Below are 15,889 nucleotides of genomic sequence, written 5' to 3'. Positions count from 1 at the left end.
TCCGGGACAGGAATGGGTAACTTTGCGCAGGAAGAGGGGTAACAGCGGGGAGAGGTGCGGTTTTGGGGGATAATATTAGCCACGTGGTGGCTACTGAGGTACCTATACCCTCAAATTACCCCCTTTTTCGTGGAGTTGCGAGGCAACGGCGTTTGTATTCAATGACCGCCTTCACCACATCTTCAACGGATTCGCGGACCATGAGCTTCTTTCCCGTGGTCGTGGTAATAAGCGTATCCGGTGTGGATTCGACGAATTCGATCAGATCGGCATTTACCACGATCTTGGCATTCTGCAGCTTCGTAAGTTCGATCATGCCAGTCTCCTTAGTACCAGAGGCCGGGGACGGGTGGCTCCACCCGTCCCCGGTCACCTATGGCTTACCGTTTCAAGTTCACCACTTCCTGCAGGAATTCATCGCTCGTGCTGATGACACGTGCACTTGCCTGGAAGCCCCGCTGGGCGGTGATCATCTTCGTGAATTCATCCGCAAGGTCGACATTCGACTGCTCGATCGCCCCGGCGGTCAGCGTAGAGGAATCGCCCGGGTTGATCAGCACTTCGGACCCCGAGTTCGCGGAGAGCGCAAAGGCATTGCCTCCCATACGGGTCAGGCCGGAGGGGTTCGCAAACTCCGCAAGCATGACCTGCGCCATCTTCTGGATGGTACCGTTGCTGAACGTACCGTTGATGAAGCCCTTCTCATCGAACGCCACACTCAGCAACGTGCCCGCAGAATATCCATCCTGCGTGCTCATTTTCACGGTCGATGTTTTGGAGATCAGACTCGAACCCGTCACCCCGGTGAATTCATTCATGGTGCCGAAGTTGAAGTCGATCGCCAAGTCGGCCGCACCTGTCGGTGGTGTGAACGTGACGGGTTGCGTTCCATTCACATTGAGCTTACCGCCATTGTCGAATGAGAGCGTCCCGGTTCCCACGGGGGTCTGTGCCACGCCGGCCGAAGCCGGGATCTCCGCACTCCAGTCCCAGCCACCGCTCGTGTTCTTCGTGAAGGTCAGGGCGACCGAAAGCTTGTTGCCGAGCGAGTCGTAGATATCGGCCGTGGTCGTCGTTGTGCCGCTTGCCGTTCCGGCGATCGCCGAATTATCCAGGTTTCCCGCGAACTTGACGGTGGTCGTCGCCTTCGGCGGCGATTTGATGCCGGCGTCGATCATGATATCCTCCAGCGCGGTACCCGACGGGACCACGCCCGTCCGCATCAGCCATCTTCCCCTGCATGATCGCACCAGAGCCCGTCACAACGCGCCCGTCGGCATCCCACTTGAACTGGCCATCACGTGTGTACATGTTCTGACCATTGGACTTCACGACGAAGAACCCCGGGCCGAACACCGCGAGGTCCAGATCGCCGCCCGTACGCTCGATGCTGCCCTGGTTGAACGTCGCATCCAGGGAGCTCACGGACATGCCGAGGCCGACCTGCATCGCGTTCGTGCCGCCGTTGGACGCACTCGGACGGCTGGAGTTCTGAATGGTCTGCGAATACAGTTCGGAAAAGCTCGCACGGCTTGCCTTATACCCCGCCGTGTTCACGTTGGCGATATTGTTGCCGATGACGTCCATCATGGTCTGATGGTTGCGCAGGGCGGAGACGCCGGAGAAGAGTGATCTGAGAAATGCCATGATACGTACCCTCCTTGATTCAGGTATGTTGTTGAGTGTGTCTGATGACCGTTCCTCATTCGTTCGGACCGGTCGGAGGGGCCTCCTCTATTCGAGAGGGCCAGCCCCGGTACTGCGTGACTCCTACACGATCACTGCACTATCGATGTTGGTGAAGACGTTCTCCTTCAGATGTTCGCTGTCCATTGCCGTGACCACGGTCCTGTTCTTCACGCTGACGATGAACGCCATGTCGCGCATCAGCACGAGCGAGTCCTTCGCTCCCTTCTCATCCGCCCGGTTCACGGCATTCTGCAGGCTCGCCAGATCCACGTCATTGAGCTGGATCTTGCGCGCCTGGAGCCGCTCCTGGGCATGACGCGAGAAGGTCAGGCCACGGAGTTCCTCCTGGAAGACGGAGTCGAAGGACGGACCTTTGGTGTCGGTGACTGTGGTCCGCTCTTTGAAACCATCCACTCCGCGCGCGGGGAGGAACGGTACCCGCACGCCGTTGACGTAGGTATCAGCCATGGGTCGCTCCGTTCAGGATCTCCAGGATGTTCGCCACGGGGACCTCCACACCATCGATCAGGACAACGGTTCCATTTGCCGTGAACCGCACCCCGGTGATGGTCCCCATCGTGAACGCTGAAGCGGTCATCGGTTTCGCATTGTCATCCGTCACCACGACCTTGAACGTGTACTCGCCTTTGGGCTGGATCCCCTCGCCCGGATCAAAGGTCAACCAGTTATCCCCCTTGAGGATGCCGGAACCTTCGATCTCCTGTACCATCTCGCCCTTGGCGTTGTAGATCCGGACGGTCGCCTGCCGTGCAGCTGCCTCCAGCGAATATCCGAACTTCACAGGGGTCTCACCATCATATTTCAACGTATTCCCGGTGGCCTTGATCTCCCTGCCGATCATCGTTGTTGCAAGCGAGTTCCCGATGGATTGCGCCATCAGCTGATTGGTTGAGACACTTGCCTCCAGATTGCTGTTCATGTTCGACAATTGCTCGACAGAGCTGAACTGCGCCAGCTGCGACGCGAATTCGGTCCCATCGAGCGGGTTCATCGGATCTTGATTCTTCAACTGCTCGACCAGCAACTTCAGAAAATCGTCCTTGCCAAGAGTACTGGAGGACGCCGTTGCATACGTCGGAGATGCTGCACTCAGTGATGTCTCAGAGATCGTTGCCATGGTGCTTCCCTCCTACATGACCATTTCCATGGTGTTGTACCCCATGATGCGGCCGGTATCGATCTGCTCGGCCATGTCCACCATGTAGGCGTGTTTCGATCCCTGACGCTGCCGCCGGTCGCCCTGGCCACCACCCGACTCCTTCGCCGGATGATCGCCGCCGAACGACACATCCAGGCGCTGAACGTCGATACCACGTTCAATCAGCGACTGGCGTATCTGTGGCAGTTGGACCTCGAGGGCGGACTTGACACCCGCCTGTGACACATCGATCTGGGCCTGCATCTTCCCGCCTTCCATCTTCACATGCACCGATACTTCGCCCAGCGATTCCGGCACCAGCTTGATCCGCACTTCGGAGTTCTCGCCGTTCACCTGGAGGACCATGCCTTTCACGACCTGGTCCGCCACACTCCTCGCCGTTTCCGGCGGCAGCGAGACGAACGACTCCGGCATCCGGACAGTGAACTCGGCACTGCGGCCACCCTCGGGCTTCGTCAGCGCCGAGACCGGTTGCGCAAATGCCTGGTCCTTGTGCTGCATGCTGTCGCGCATGCCGTCCTGTGCCGTTTGCGCGGGCGCTTGCACCGTCTTGATGACCGTTGCATCCTGCTCGCGCGTTGCGGTTGATGCTGATGCATCCGCCGTGATCTCCTTCGTGGCCGCCTGCGCCGTCACACGCTCGGTGCGGACCGCCGCTTCGGTACTGCCGGACGCCTGAACGTCCGCCGAACCCGACACATGCTGCAGCACGCGCACCATCCGCTGGAGATCCTCACTCCCTGTCATCTCTTCCACTGATGCCGGTGCAGTTGCCTGCGCTCGAACCGCCATCTTGTCCCCCTCCTTCGGGGAGACCGGGACTTTGGAAGAAAGATCGGGGGCTGTCGCCAGCGTACCGGCGCGACGAACGGATCTCGCGTCGGCTCCGGCCTTCCCCTGCTTCGGGATCGGGACGGGGACCGGCGTATCATTGTCGGCCAGCGTCGGAACGACCACCGGGGTGACCGGGTCCTCGACGACAGTCGTCGTGAACACGGCGACCGGGTCGGGAGTCTCGACCGGCGTCGGAGCTGCCACAGGCCTGGTAACGGACGGAGCTGTGGACTGCTCTGCCGCGACTGGTTCCATCATCGCAAGAATGGCGTCCATCGCCTGTGCGGACGACGCCGGAACGGGGGCCACGGTGGCCTGTTCCTGCACCGTCGTGGCGGCGGTCGCCTCCACGGCTGAGGCTGTGGCCACCGTTGCCGGTTGTGCCGTTGCCTCCGTGGTTCCACTGCTTGTACCGGTCAACTGGAGTGCAGCTCCGGCGAGTTCTGAAGACAACAGGTCGCCCAATGACCCGCCGGGCGCGACTGCGCCGAGCAGATCAGCAGGAGGATCCTCTCCTCCCGACCCATCGTCTCCGGACTCAGCCATGCCGGTGTCCGCCGGAGGTGCCAACGCATTCACGGTCATCTGCACGCCGCCACCAAGCAGCATCTGTTGCAGAAGCCCGAGGAACGCATCGCCACCCACCGCGGTGTCATCAGCACCCGGAGGCCGGACGCCAGCTCCCAGTACGTTCAACTGCCCGCCCATCGCGAGCAGCTGTACGGGGATACTGTTCATACGGTTCACCTCATGATGCGGGCAGCACGATCCGGTTGGAGCGCAGCCAGGATCTTTGCCGCCTGCTTTTTCTTGATTGAGAGTACGACGTGTTTGACATCTTCGTCCGGGAAGTCGGCAAGGATCCGGGCTGCGCTCGCCGGATCCATCGCTTCCAGGACCTTGGCCATGGACGCACGCTGCGCACCGCGCGCACTGTCCGTAGCAGCGAGGACCGCGCGGTTGTTCTCCATGACCTGACGGAGCCGTTCCGACAGCGAGTCGGAACGCATGAGTGCCGCAGTCACGACACCCATGAGCGAGTCCGCTGGACTCACTTCGTGTGATCCCGCACCATGCGTGCTGTCTTCCCCCTCGATCCTCCCCGGGGTGAGATGCTGCCCGGCAAGCGAATCATGGGCCACAACAGCCAGCGCCGCGGAATCGGCCGGTGCCGCAGGGGGGACGACCCCGAGCAGGTCCGGCCTGACATAGAACACTGTCCCTACGAGCATCATCGCCGCCAGCGAGGCAACGATGACCACGATCAATACTGGAAGCAGCTGCTTCATACGGCTAGAGGTCCGTCCTTATCCGTTGTGCGAGCACGTCGATCACGCGCTGGGCCTTCCGCTCCTGTTCCTTCGTCTCCTCGTCGCGCCTGCGCTGATCGATCTTCTCGACCATCTGTTTCGATTGTGACCGCTCGACCAGCTCCACGCGCTTCCCCTCCTCCGCGGTCGTCACTTCGCGCACCTTCTCTTCCTGATGTTCGATCTTCCGCGACAGGCTCTGCAGGAATGCCTGGCTCGTCTGCAGGTCCACCGCACGGGTCTTCATCTTCCGCACAGCCTCGGTCATGGCGTTGCTCTGCGCCTCTTCCAGAGAGGTGAGGCGGACCTCTTCCGTCTGCCGCTCCACCTTGATGACCGCGAGCTCACGCTGGGTCTTCTTGAGCTGCATATCCCTGACACGAATGACCGTCGATAATGGAGAGTCCGACACGCGCATGCACCCCTCACTGTCCCATCATGGATATCAGATGCTGAATACTCGGATCGAAATCCGCCCGCTCGGTCGATGCCTGCCGGAGGAAGGTCCGGATCTTCTCCCAATTCCGCAGTGCCTCATCGATGCGCGGGTTGCTCCCCTTCACATATGCCCCGATGTTGATCAGGTCCTCCGCCTCGCGGTACGTTGCCATCATATCCAGCAGGCGGTGTGCCGCTTTCCGGTGCTGCTCGGTGGTCACCGCAGGCATCACACGGCTCACACTTTCCAGAACATCGACCGCCGGATAATGGCCTGACGATGCGAGCCGCCGCGAGAGGACGATGTGGCCATCCAGGATCGAGCGCACCGCATCGGCAACCGGATCGGTCATATCGTCGCCTTCCACGAGCACGGTGTACATGCCGGTGATGCTGCCGCGCCGGGCCGTGCCCGCACGCTCCAGCAGTTTCGGCAGGATCGCGAACACGGACGGTGTATACCCCTTGGTGGTCGGCGGTTCGCCGATCGCAAGGCCCACCTCGCGTTGCGCCATTGCCAGGCGTGTGACGGAATCCATCAGGAGCATGACGTTCAAGCCGCGGTCGCGGAAGAACTCCGCGATCGTCGTCGCAAGGAACGCCGCCTTGATGCGGATCAATGCTGCCTGGTCACTTGTCGCGACCACGACCACCGACCGCCGCAACCCCTCCTCACCCAGCTCGCGGTCCAGGAACTCCGAGACCTCGCGCCCGCGCTCGCCGACCAGCGCGATGACGTTCACATCCGCACTCGTATGGCGCGCGATCATGCCCAGTGTCACACTTTTGCCCACGCCACTGCCCGCAAAGATGCCGACACGCTGGCCGACGCCACAGGTGAGCAAGGTGTCGATCGACCGGATACCGGTCACGATCGGTTTGCTGATCCGTTGCCGTTCAAGAGGATTCGGCGGGGCATTGTAGATCGAGCGGATCTCGCGCGCATGCAACGGGCCTTTCCCGTCGATCGGATGGCCCAGGCCGTTCAGCACCCGCCCCAGCAATTCTTCGCCTACGGTCGCCGACAACACCTGGTTCGTTGCCACGATCTCACTTCCGGGACCGACCCGTGCCGCATCGCCGAGGATCATCGAAAGGACCCGGTCGTTCCGGAACCCCACGACCTCCGACAGGCACTGATCCCGCCCGTCCTTGGATTTGATCACACAGACATCGCCCAGTGCGCAGTTAGGGCCGCTGGACTCGATGACCAGTCCGATCACCTGCTTCACGCTGCCGTTCACCTTCAGCAGGTCCACGCGGCGGAGACGTTCCAGGTAGTCCGATCGCGGCAGGAGCGGTGGCGGTACCGCCTGCGGTACGGCCGATGTCAGTGTCGCTTCGATCACCCTGCCTCTTCCTCGCTGGGTAACTGGGCTCCGAAAAGCGCGGTCTCGATCTGACGCAGCTGCGAGCCGATACGCGCATCCACATTGCCTGTGGCACTTACGAGGATGCACCCACCGCGCTCGATACTCTCATCCCCCTCGATCACGATCTCACGGACGGAATCCGAAGAGGAGAGCATCGCCGATCTCTGCGAGCGGACCAACGCCTCGTCTTCCGGATGCACCCGGACGGTGATGGTTTCCACGCCGACGATCCGCCGGATGGCTTCGCGCATCTGACGCATCACGACCGACTCATCCAGGGTGATCTCGCGTTTCACGATGCGTTCCGCCACCGCTACCGCAAAACGATAGACCTCCCGTTCAAGGTCGGATGCGAACCGGGCGGTTTCCTTCGCCATCGACTCCAGGAGCGTGTCCAGCCGGCGGGCCGAAGCGGTGCGCGCGGTCTCCTCCCGTTCACCAATGGCAGCCGCTGCCTCCGTCAGCCCCTGCACGCGACCGCGCTCGAACTCCTCGCGCAACCGTTCCTCCGTGAGCCCATCGTCCACGGGGATCCGGTACGGCTCCAGAGGCTTCTCCGCCCCGTGCGTCGTGTCCGGCGGGGCATGCCGCGTTTCCGCGGGCCGCACCACGGGTGCGGGCTTGGGTTTGGGAGGTGCGCCCCGGATGATACGGATCTGGGCGCCGACCTTCCGGTGCATGTGCAGGACGTTAGACAAAGACCTCCTCCGATCCTCCGCGGCCTGCGACCACGATCTCGCCCTGGTCCTCAAGCTGCTTCACGATCTCCACGATACGCGTCTGTGCGCCTTCCACTTCTTTGAGCCGGACAGGGCCCATATACTGCAATTCCTCCTGGAGCAGTTCGCGTGCGCGTTCCGACATGTTGCGCAGGACCTTTTCCTTGAGCTTGTCTTCCACGACCTTCAACGACATCGCCAGGTCACGCTTGTCCACCTCACGCAGCACACGCTGGATCCCGCGGTCGTCGACATACAGCAGATCTTCGAACATGAACATGAGTCGTTTGATCTCACTGGCCAGCTGCGGGTCAGACTGCTCGATATGCTCGAGGATGACCTTGGCGGTCGCACCATTGCACTTGTTGAGAACGGAAGCCATCGATTTTGACCCGCCCATCGAGCTCATGCTCTGGCTGATCTCCGTGCGTGCGATATCCTCGACGACATCCTCGACCTCGGCCAGCAGGGACGGCGACACTTTCCCGAGGGTCGCCATGCGGTAGCTCACGTTGTTCCGCAGCTCTTCCGAGAACTCCGTCAACACCTGCGCTGCCTGGTCCGCGGTCAGGTTGGAGAGGATCAGGGCGATCGTCTGGGGATGTTCCTTCCCCAGGAAGCTGGCCAGCTGCTGAGCATCGGCCTTCTTCAGCATGCCGAACCCCTTCACATGCGTCAGCGCCTTCACCTTCTCGAGCACATCCGTCGCCTTGCTGAACCCCAGCGAGTGCTCCAGCAGTTTCTGCGCGTAGTCGATGCCGCCCTGGATCACATACTCCTGGGCGGTGATCATATGATGGAACTCTTCGGTCACAGCATCCGCCACGGTCGAGCTGATCCCACGGACATTCGCGATCTCGATCGTCAGCATCTCGATCTCGTCCTGCGAGAGTTGCCGCATCAGGCGCGTCGCAGTCTCGACGTCCAGGGACAGCATGAGCATGGCGGCCTTCTGCCGCGCATTCAAACGATCCGTGCTTACGGGTTGTGACATTCCTGCGCCTACTCCTCTGATAACCAGACTTTCAACAACCGTGAACTCTCATGCGGCTTCTCGCGGATGTACGAAACGACCCTCTTGCGTCGCTCCTGCCGGAGGAGAACCTCCGCGTTCATCTCCTCTTCCTCCGGCGGAAGGGCGATGGCGGCCTTCTTGCGAGGCAACTGGCCTGCCAGCTCTTCCACATCCTTCTCTACCGTGGGCAGCTCGATCCGCGTGCGCACCCGGCCCAGGAGTGACCGCAACACGATCACGGCACCCAGCATGGCGAGGATGATGAAGATCTCTTCCGTATATTCGGTCCAGTCCGAGAGCGGCGACGACTTGTAGACGAACTCCTGTTCGTGCTCCGTCGGGCCGAAGGTGAGGTTGGTCACCGACACCTCATCATTCCGGAGCTGGTCATACCCCACAGCGCGGCGGACGAGCTCGGTCAACTGACCGATCTCCTCCTCGGTGCGCGGCGAGATCTCCGTGGTCTCCGCACCGTCCTTCGTGACCTTCTTCGGCACACCGTTCACCAGCGCGGCAACGGTCAGGCGGCGGATATTCCCCATGTTCTCGACGATATGCTCGACGGTCTTGTTGACCTCATAGTTCGTCGTTGTTGCGGAACTCATGCTCGCCGCCGAAGAATCGCCACCGGTGTTCTTCGATTCGGTGATCGACTCGCTGCGGACCGCCGTTTTGTCCGGATCGTACTGTTCGAGGGTGCGTTCCACCTGGCGGAAATCCAGGTCGGCATTCACCTGGACCAGGGCATTCCCGCCGCCGACGACGCTTTCCAGCAGCGATTGTGCCTTCTGTCCGAGGTATGCTTCCACCTTCTGCTGCAATTCGTACTGCGACGAGGTCATGCCTGCGATGGAGTTCGGCTTGTGCACATCCGAGAGGAGCTGTCCCCTGGAATCCACGATGGTGACATTGCCGGATTCGATCCCTTCCACGCTGCTCGCGATCAGGTGAGAGATCCCCTGCACGGTCTCGCGGCGGAGCGGTTTGCCGGACTTCAGCTTCAGGACCACCGATGCGGTGGCGGCCTTCTCGTCCTCTTTGAACAACGCGCGTTCCGGGACCACCAGATGGACGCGTGCGGCCTCGACCTCTTCCAGCGTCAGGATCGTGCGGGCAAGTTCGCCTTCCAGCGCCCGGCGATAGTTCACCTTCTGCACGAAGTCCGAGACACCCAGGTTGGTGCGGTCGAAGATCTCATACCCGATCGTGCTCGACTGGGGCAGACCTTCGCCGGCCAGCGTAAGGCGGAGCTCATAGACGCTCTGCTTCGGCACCATGATGGTCTTGCCGCCGTCATCGAGCTGATAGGGGACGTCCTTTTCCTTCAGCTTGGCAACGATCTTCGAAGCGTCTTCGGCGTTCACGTTGGAAAAGAGGGTGGTATAGCTCGGGGCGTTGACGAGCGTGACGAGCGCGATGATCGCGGCGATCGAACCAAGCGCCACGACGCCCAGCGTAAGCTTCTGCGATCCCGTCAACCGGCCCATAAATCCGGTCATCTGCTGTTGCACTGTTACACCGCTGGAGGCCATGGATTATACCTGCATTCTCATGATTTCTCGATACGCGTCCATCGTCTTGTTCCGGATCTCCATGAGAAGGTCGAAACTCGTCCTGGCCTTCTCTACGGCGATCATCACTTCATGCAGATCGACCGCCTCGCCCGTCACCATTTTGTCCACTGCTTTCCCCGCTTCATTCTGCAGCGAGTTCACGTCGGTGATCGCCCGCTGCAACGTCTCACCGAACGATGCCTGCGTCTCTTTGAGCGTCCTATCGATCAGGCCATTCTTGTTGACCTGACGGATATTCGGCATCAATGTGAGTGCCTGCCCGATCTTCATCTGTCACGCCTTTCTGTCGACCAGCGTCCCTGACCGCAACGGCTGGCGCATCGCGCCACCACCGCTGTAGGTCGTGGCACCAGGTTTCTCCTGTGCGGACACAGGGAACGCTGATTCAAAATAACGCTGCTCTTCCGCGGTCAGCGCCGGATGCCGCTCGCTCGCGGAACTCTGCGCACCGCGGGGCTGGGTCGTCTCGTCCGCCGCCTGACTCCCCTTGCGGGTGCCCTGCGAAGGGGTCAACACCGGGAACGTATGTGTCGTGATCCCACGTACATCCATGATCAGATCTCCAGAGAGTCCTTCGCCATGTTCTTTGCTGCGTTCACCGCCACCACATTCGCCTCGAAGGCGCGTGACGCTGAGATCATATTCACCATCTCCGTCACGATGTTGACGTTCGGCATGGTGACGTACCCGTTGGGGTCTGCATCCGGGTTGCCGGGATCATAGACCACGCGGGGCGGGGCAGAGTCGACCGTCTCGGTCGCCTCTACCGAGGAGACATTCGATGGATCTCCGGGGAGCGCCGGCGCACCAGCGACAACGTGTCCCGGGTGGGTCGTGCTCATCGGCATGGCCGACTGACGCAGCATCGTCGAGAACATCTGCGCCCCTTTTGCCTTGAGCTGAATGATCTTCCGTTTGTAGGGGCCGCCCTGCTCGGTGCGTGTGGTGTCCGCATTCGCCAGGTTCTCGGCGATGGCATTCATCCGGCGCCGCTGGGCCCCGAGACCTTCCGAACTGATGTTCAGTCCGCCAAACACGCGATCAAGTTTCATGTGGTACCCCGTATGCTCTTCTGGAGTCCGCGGAACGTATCGGCAATGATGCGGCTGGAGAAGCGGAACCGGATCTGGTTCTTCGCCAGTTCAGCCATCTCCTGATCGAGATCCACATTGTTCATCCCGCTGGCGGACGCGTCGCCTTGCAGGTTGGCATCTGCGGGCGGCTGCTCGACCTGGGGTTGCGCCGAAGCGATGTTCGGGCCGCCGAAGGGGATGTGCCGCTCATTCGTCACGAGGCCCGGGAACGACGGGGCCTGCATCGCCGAGGCCAGCTGATCCTCAAATGCGACCGTCCGCGCCCGGTATCCCGGCGTGGTGATATTCGCCAGATTCGTCGCGATCGTCTTATGACGCAACGCGTAAGCATCCAGCGCCCTGTTCAACACAGGGATCTTTGTTCCATCAAACAGTTTCACGGATTTTCCACAAAGGATTGTTCGCCGTTCGTTCACTGTCCGGTCACAACACGCATCCTGCACATACACCTCCGGCCCAACGTCCGTGTTTGGCCGCACACTCCGGCTTCCGCCCCTGCAGCCATGTGGCCCCGGAACGGGGCGCGGCTGCAGCAGGCGGGCATTCATCAGACACCAAGCCCCTCTTCCCAGCCCTCGTAGTGGTCCTGGAGTTTCTGCACGGTCCGGTTCTTCTTCGAAACCATCGCGTACGCTGTTACGATCGTGGCAAAAACACCCGCAAGAAATGCAATGCTTCCCACGCCCAGATTGATGCTGTTGCTCTGATTGGTGATCATGGTGTTCCTCTGATGAAAGAAGCGATCCTAGTGTCCTGGCATCTCTCTATCAAGACCGGTGCCAACGTGGGATATTGCAGGAATGCTTACTACTGATGGGAGAATCGTGTGGCGGAGACTGCCTCAGAGGGGTCTACAGTGGCTGATATCAGCCAAGTGATGGCTATTCTTCGTCATAGGCGAACCGAATGCCCGCAGAATGCCCGCATTTGCAGACAAAATCGATACCGACCACAATTTCACCATCGCGATGCACGACGATATCCGGTGTACCCGCCTCCTCGGTATCCCGATGGATCTCCTCCACCCCTGAGTGGACAACGTGCACACGCTTGATCACGTTGTCATCGGACCGGACCCCCGGCATGCTGACCTTCTTGTAGGCGGCCAGATCAGTGAAATCATCCCCCTGGGAAACATCCTGCTGGGTCATCATCATCCTCGTGTGATCTTCGTAAGTGCACCCGGGATCTCCTCAAGAGGAAGCACCAGATCGGCTATCCCGTCATCCACCGCGGCCTTGGGCATGCCGTACACGACGCAGGTTTCCTCGTTCTGCGCCACGACCATGCCCCCCTTCTGTTTGATCTTCCGCAAGCCTTCCAGGCCGTCTTTGCCCATACCCGTCATGATCACGCCCAGCAACGGTGCGTTGAACGCCTGAAGGGCCGAAAGCATCATCACATCCGCGCAGGGACGGTACAGCGTGTCGGCCGGCTCGGCGGTGATACGGGCAACGACCTCGCTTCCCTGGTGCTTGAACGTCAGATGTTGCCCTCCCGGTGCGATTAGCACCCGCCCCGGAAGCAATGCATCTCCGTCCTCCGCTTCTTTCACACTCACCTGGCTCAGCCCATCCAGGCGCTCCGCCATCGATTTTGTGAACCGCGGGGGCATGTGCTGGACCACCGCAATGCCCAGGGGGAAATCCTTCGGGAGTTTCGGTATCGTCTGCAGCAGCGCGAACGGCCCTCCGGTCGAGATGCCAAGGACCACGGCACGGAGCTCCTTCCGGCGTGCGATGGCCGCGGGGGCGACCGGCCTGGCGGGTGCTGCAGGGGCGGCATGGCCACCTTTCGTGGCATTGGCCGAATCCCGGATACCCTGCGACGCAGCTCTGATGCGCTGCAAGCGGAACTGCAACGATCTGCTCTGGACGATCGATTTGACCTTGCTGATGAGTTCGGCCTTGATCTTCACGATATCCAGCGACACGAAGGAGAGTTCCTTCGGAATGAAGTCCACGGCGCCGAGGTTCAAGGCATCCAGCGTCGACTTCGCACCGTCCGTGGTCAGAGAACTGACCATCAGCACCGGCAGCGGACATTCCTTCATGATGATGCCGAGCGCCGTCAGGCCATCCATCCCCGGCATCTCAATATCCATCGTGACAAGGTCAGGGCTGAACTCCCTGATCTTCTCGATCCCCTCCTTGCCATCACGCGCTGTCGCAACAACCTTGATCTGTGGATCCGACTCCAACATCATGGCCAACGACTTACGCATGAATGCAGAGTCGTCCACCACGATGCAATTGATGGTGCGTGTCATCTGAGCTCCGAGTACAACTTCATAAGTTCACCGACATCGATGATCATGATCACGCGGCCATCGCCGAGAATGGTCGAACCCGCGATGCCCGGAACGGTGCCGAGATAGCCACCGAGCGACTTGATCACGACCTCTTTCTGTCCGAGCAGCGAGTCCACCACGATGCCCAACCGCTGCTGTGCAAGGCCAACGACGACGATGTAGATCCAGTCATCCTGGCGATCCTCCCCATTGGACGTGCCCATGATGCTCTGCAGCCGGGCCAGGGGCAGGACCGTATTGCGGAGCCGGACGACCTCCCGGCCGCTGATCGTATTGATATCCTTGGGTTGGATGCGCACGACTTCCAGGACCGACTCCAGCGGCACGGAGAAGACCTCGCGGTCCACTTCCACGAGCAATGCCTGAATGATGGCAAGGGTCAGGGGCAGCTTGATGATGATCTTGCTTCCCTTCCCCATCTCCGATTCGATCTCGATGATGCCCTTGAGCTTCTGGATGTTCGTCCTCACCACATCCATGCCCACACCGCGTCCCGACACGTTCGTCACTTTGGCTGCCGTGCTGAACCCGGGAGCGAAGACGAGGTTGAAGGCTTCGGCCTTCGACATCTCCCGTGCCTGGACCTCGGTGATCATCCCCTTTTCGATGGCCTTGGCCTTCAACTTTTCAGGATCCATGCCCCGTCCGTCATCGGCGACGGAGATGACGATATGGTTCCCTTCGTGCTCGGCCCGTACCGTGATGATCCCCTTCTCGGTTTTACCGGCGGCACGCCGGTCCGCCGTCGGTTCGAGTCCGTGGTCACCGGCGTTGCGCATGAGGTGGACCAACGGATCATTCAGTTCTTCGATGATCGATTTGTCCAGCTCGGTGTCCTCGCCGAACGTGACCAGCTCGATCTCCTTCCCGGTCTCTTTCATGAGGTCACGGACCAGGCGCGGGAGCTTATTGAAGACCTTGGCGATGGGCACCATCCGTGTCTTCATCACCGCCATCTGCAGTTCGGTCGTGATGAAATCGATCTGCGAACTCGTCTCCGTGAGGTCCTTGGTGATCGGGATCCCCTCGTGCTGCTGGTTCATCAGATAGGAGATCTGCGTGAGCCTGTTGCGGCCGAGCACAAGTTCGCCGACGAGGTTCATGAGGCTATCGAGGCGAGCGACATCGACGCGGATCGTCGTGTCGGCGGCCTTTACCGCAGCCTGGGCTGCCTCGGGATGCTGTGCCGCCGCTGCCTGCACAGGTGCGGGGGCCTTTGCCGGTGCTGGTGCGGGGACCTGCGCCGCCGGAGCGGGTACGGGTATCTCTGCAAGGTCCGAGAAGTCGGCGGCCTCGGGCAGTCCAAGGTCGTCTGCAGACGCGTCACCAGGGGTCGGGTCAACTGCCGCCACATCCGGAGCTGCCATGCCGACCTGACCGATCACGCGGAGCTTGGGGATGATCGCCGAGAGGTCGATCTTCGCGAGGTTCCGTGCCTCGATCCGCGCCAGCAGATCCTTCATGATATCGTACGCCTCGAACATCACGTCCATCTTGTCCGAGCTGACCGTGATCTCGCCTTTGCGCAGCTTGTTGAGGACATCCTCGAACACATGGGCGAGCGACGTCATCTGCTCCAGCCCCAGGAACGAAGAGGTACCCTTCACGGTATGGACTGCGCGGAAGATGGTGTTCAGCAACTCGTTGTCGGTGACACCCTTTTCAAGCGTGAGGAGGTCCTGCCCCAGGCGCTCAAAGATCTCGCGGGTTTCAATGAGGAAACTTTCAAGGATCTCGGCCATTTCGTTGTCGAACACCGGACCTTCGCCACCGGTCTCCGTCGCCTGCTCACTCATGTTGCACCTTCTGCCATTGTTGAATAATCTCGTCCGCGCTCTGCTGACGTTCACCCGTCAGTGTATATTGCGCGTTGCTGTCGAAGTGGCCGCTCGGCTGCGAGGGCGGCAGTGAAGTGGAACGATCATGTTCACGGTCCAGCTGGCCTGCGACGTCCAGCAATTGCGCACGGACCGCCTCGATCATCGCGGTGACGCCGGCGATCTGCTGCGAGGTGATATCCTGAACCTGGAGGGCCATGGCGATGGCCATCGAATCCTGACGGGTATCGGCGAGGACCTTTTCAATGGTGGCGATCTGCTCCTGCAACGGGGACCCGGCATCGATACCGGAACGGAGCGACCCGAGGCCGGCCTCGCCTGCATCGATCCTCCCGGCCATACGGTCGAGGGTATTGAGGATCTCGACGGTGGCGGACTCGGTGGCCTGGGTCACGCTGGACAGTTGCGTTGACGCCTTCGGGATCGCACCACTGCTCTCCTCGATCGAGACCTTGATACGGTCCAGAAGGGGGATGATCCCGAAGAGCGAATCGAGCACGTTACTCACTGACAT

The 15,889-nt window shown here is 60.9% G+C and carries 21 protein-coding genes; all 21 read right to left on the bottom strand.

From position 1 onward, the window contains the following. Positions 1-115: 115 nt before the first annotated feature. A complete protein-coding gene (locus IPI01_11100; GenBank protein MBK7258325.1) occupies positions 116-316 on the bottom strand; it encodes a flagellar FlbD family protein in 201 nt (66 codons plus the stop codon). A gap of 64 nt (positions 317-380) precedes the next feature. Then, entirely contained in the window at positions 381-1,178 is a 798-nt protein-coding gene (locus tag IPI01_11095) for a flagellar hook-basal body complex protein (protein MBK7258324.1), read from the bottom strand. Continuing rightward, positions 1,108-1,647: a flagellar hook-basal body complex protein gene (locus IPI01_11090; protein ID MBK7258323.1), complete on the bottom strand. Its 540-nt coding sequence runs from the start codon at positions 1,645-1,647 to the stop codon at positions 1,108-1,110. Before IPI01_11090 ends, IPI01_11095 begins: the two co-directional genes overlap by 71 nt. Positions 1,648-1,770: 123 nt before the next feature. Further along, positions 1,771-2,157, bottom strand: a complete 387-nt coding sequence (locus tag IPI01_11085) for a flagellar protein (GenBank protein MBK7258322.1) — start codon at positions 2,155-2,157, stop codon at positions 1,771-1,773. Beyond that, the gene (locus tag IPI01_11080) at positions 2,150-2,827 is read right to left on the bottom strand and encodes a flagellar hook capping protein (protein ID MBK7258321.1); all 678 of its coding nucleotides are present in this window, start codon (positions 2,825-2,827) and stop codon (positions 2,150-2,152) included. Before IPI01_11080 ends, IPI01_11085 begins: the two co-directional genes overlap by 8 nt. 12 nt (positions 2,828-2,839) lie before the next feature. Next, the gene (locus tag IPI01_11075; protein ID MBK7258320.1) at positions 2,840-4,441 is read right to left on the bottom strand and encodes a flagellar hook-length control protein FliK; all 1,602 of its coding nucleotides are present in this window, start codon (positions 4,439-4,441) and stop codon (positions 2,840-2,842) included. Between the two features lie 5 nt (positions 4,442-4,446). Further along, positions 4,447-4,992 (bottom strand): hypothetical protein, encoded by a 546-nt coding sequence (locus tag IPI01_11070; protein ID MBK7258319.1) that lies wholly within the window; start codon positions 4,990-4,992, stop codon positions 4,447-4,449. 4 nt (positions 4,993-4,996) lie between these two features. Further along, the gene (gene fliJ, locus IPI01_11065; protein ID MBK7258318.1) at positions 4,997-5,431 is read right to left on the bottom strand and encodes a flagellar export protein FliJ; all 435 of its coding nucleotides are present in this window, start codon (positions 5,429-5,431) and stop codon (positions 4,997-4,999) included. Between the two features lie 7 nt (positions 5,432-5,438). Then, on the bottom strand, positions 5,439-6,746 hold the full coding sequence (gene fliI / locus IPI01_11060) for a flagellar protein export ATPase FliI (protein MBK7258317.1): 1,308 nt from the start codon (positions 6,744-6,746) through the stop codon (positions 5,439-5,441). Positions 6,747-6,796: 50 nt separating this feature from the next. After that, positions 6,797-7,522, bottom strand: coding sequence for a hypothetical protein (locus tag IPI01_11055; GenBank protein ID MBK7258316.1), 726 nt, complete (start codon positions 7,520-7,522; stop codon positions 6,797-6,799). Beyond that, positions 7,515-8,537 (bottom strand): flagellar motor switch protein FliG, encoded by a 1,023-nt coding sequence (gene fliG, locus IPI01_11050; GenBank protein MBK7258315.1) that lies wholly within the window; start codon positions 8,535-8,537, stop codon positions 7,515-7,517. Before fliG ends, IPI01_11055 begins: the two co-directional genes overlap by 8 nt. 8 nt (positions 8,538-8,545) lie before the next feature. Beyond that, positions 8,546-10,090, bottom strand: a complete 1,545-nt coding sequence (gene fliF, locus IPI01_11045; GenBank protein MBK7258314.1) for a flagellar M-ring protein FliF — start codon at positions 10,088-10,090, stop codon at positions 8,546-8,548. Positions 10,091-10,093: 3 nt separating this feature from the next. After that, positions 10,094-10,402 (bottom strand): flagellar hook-basal body complex protein FliE, encoded by a 309-nt coding sequence (gene fliE, locus IPI01_11040; protein MBK7258313.1) that lies wholly within the window; start codon positions 10,400-10,402, stop codon positions 10,094-10,096. Positions 10,403-10,405: 3 nt separating this feature from the next. Next, a complete protein-coding gene (locus IPI01_11035) occupies positions 10,406-10,684 on the bottom strand; it encodes a hypothetical protein (protein MBK7258312.1) in 279 nt (92 codons plus the stop codon). 2 nt (positions 10,685-10,686) lie between these two features. Then, the gene (gene flgC, locus IPI01_11030) at positions 10,687-11,184 is read right to left on the bottom strand and encodes a flagellar basal body rod protein FlgC (protein ID MBK7258311.1); all 498 of its coding nucleotides are present in this window, start codon (positions 11,182-11,184) and stop codon (positions 10,687-10,689) included. Next, the gene (flgB, locus tag IPI01_11025; GenBank protein ID MBK7258310.1) at positions 11,181-11,606 is read right to left on the bottom strand and encodes a flagellar basal body rod protein FlgB; all 426 of its coding nucleotides are present in this window, start codon (positions 11,604-11,606) and stop codon (positions 11,181-11,183) included. The genes flgC and flgB overlap by 4 nt, the downstream gene beginning before the upstream one ends. Positions 11,607-11,773: 167 nt before the next feature. Beyond that, positions 11,774-11,944 (bottom strand): hypothetical protein, encoded by a 171-nt coding sequence (locus IPI01_11020; GenBank protein MBK7258309.1) that lies wholly within the window; start codon positions 11,942-11,944, stop codon positions 11,774-11,776. Between the two features lie 163 nt (positions 11,945-12,107). Further along, positions 12,108-12,383 (bottom strand): hypothetical protein, encoded by a 276-nt coding sequence (locus IPI01_11015; protein ID MBK7258308.1) that lies wholly within the window; start codon positions 12,381-12,383, stop codon positions 12,108-12,110. Beyond that, complete coding sequence (locus IPI01_11010) at positions 12,380-13,495, bottom strand: chemotaxis response regulator protein-glutamate methylesterase (protein MBK7258307.1); 1,116 nt, start codon at positions 13,493-13,495, stop codon at positions 12,380-12,382. Before IPI01_11010 ends, IPI01_11015 begins: the two co-directional genes overlap by 4 nt. After that, positions 13,492-15,333 carry a chemotaxis protein CheA gene (locus tag IPI01_11005; protein ID MBK7258306.1) on the bottom strand — a complete coding sequence of 614 codons (1,842 nt, stop codon included), beginning with the start codon at positions 15,331-15,333 and terminating at the stop codon, positions 13,492-13,494. Before IPI01_11005 ends, IPI01_11010 begins: the two co-directional genes overlap by 4 nt. Further along, positions 15,326-15,889, bottom strand: coding sequence for a hypothetical protein (locus tag IPI01_11000; protein ID MBK7258305.1), 564 nt, complete (start codon positions 15,887-15,889; stop codon positions 15,326-15,328). The genes IPI01_11005 and IPI01_11000 overlap by 8 nt, the downstream gene beginning before the upstream one ends.

The sequence above is a fragment of the Ignavibacteriota bacterium genome, assembly GCA_016707525.1.
In the GTDB taxonomy this organism is placed as follows: Bacteria; Bacteroidota; Ignavibacteria; order UBA10030; family UBA6906; genus JAGDMK01.
This window is presented reverse-complemented; position numbering and strand designations above follow the sequence as displayed.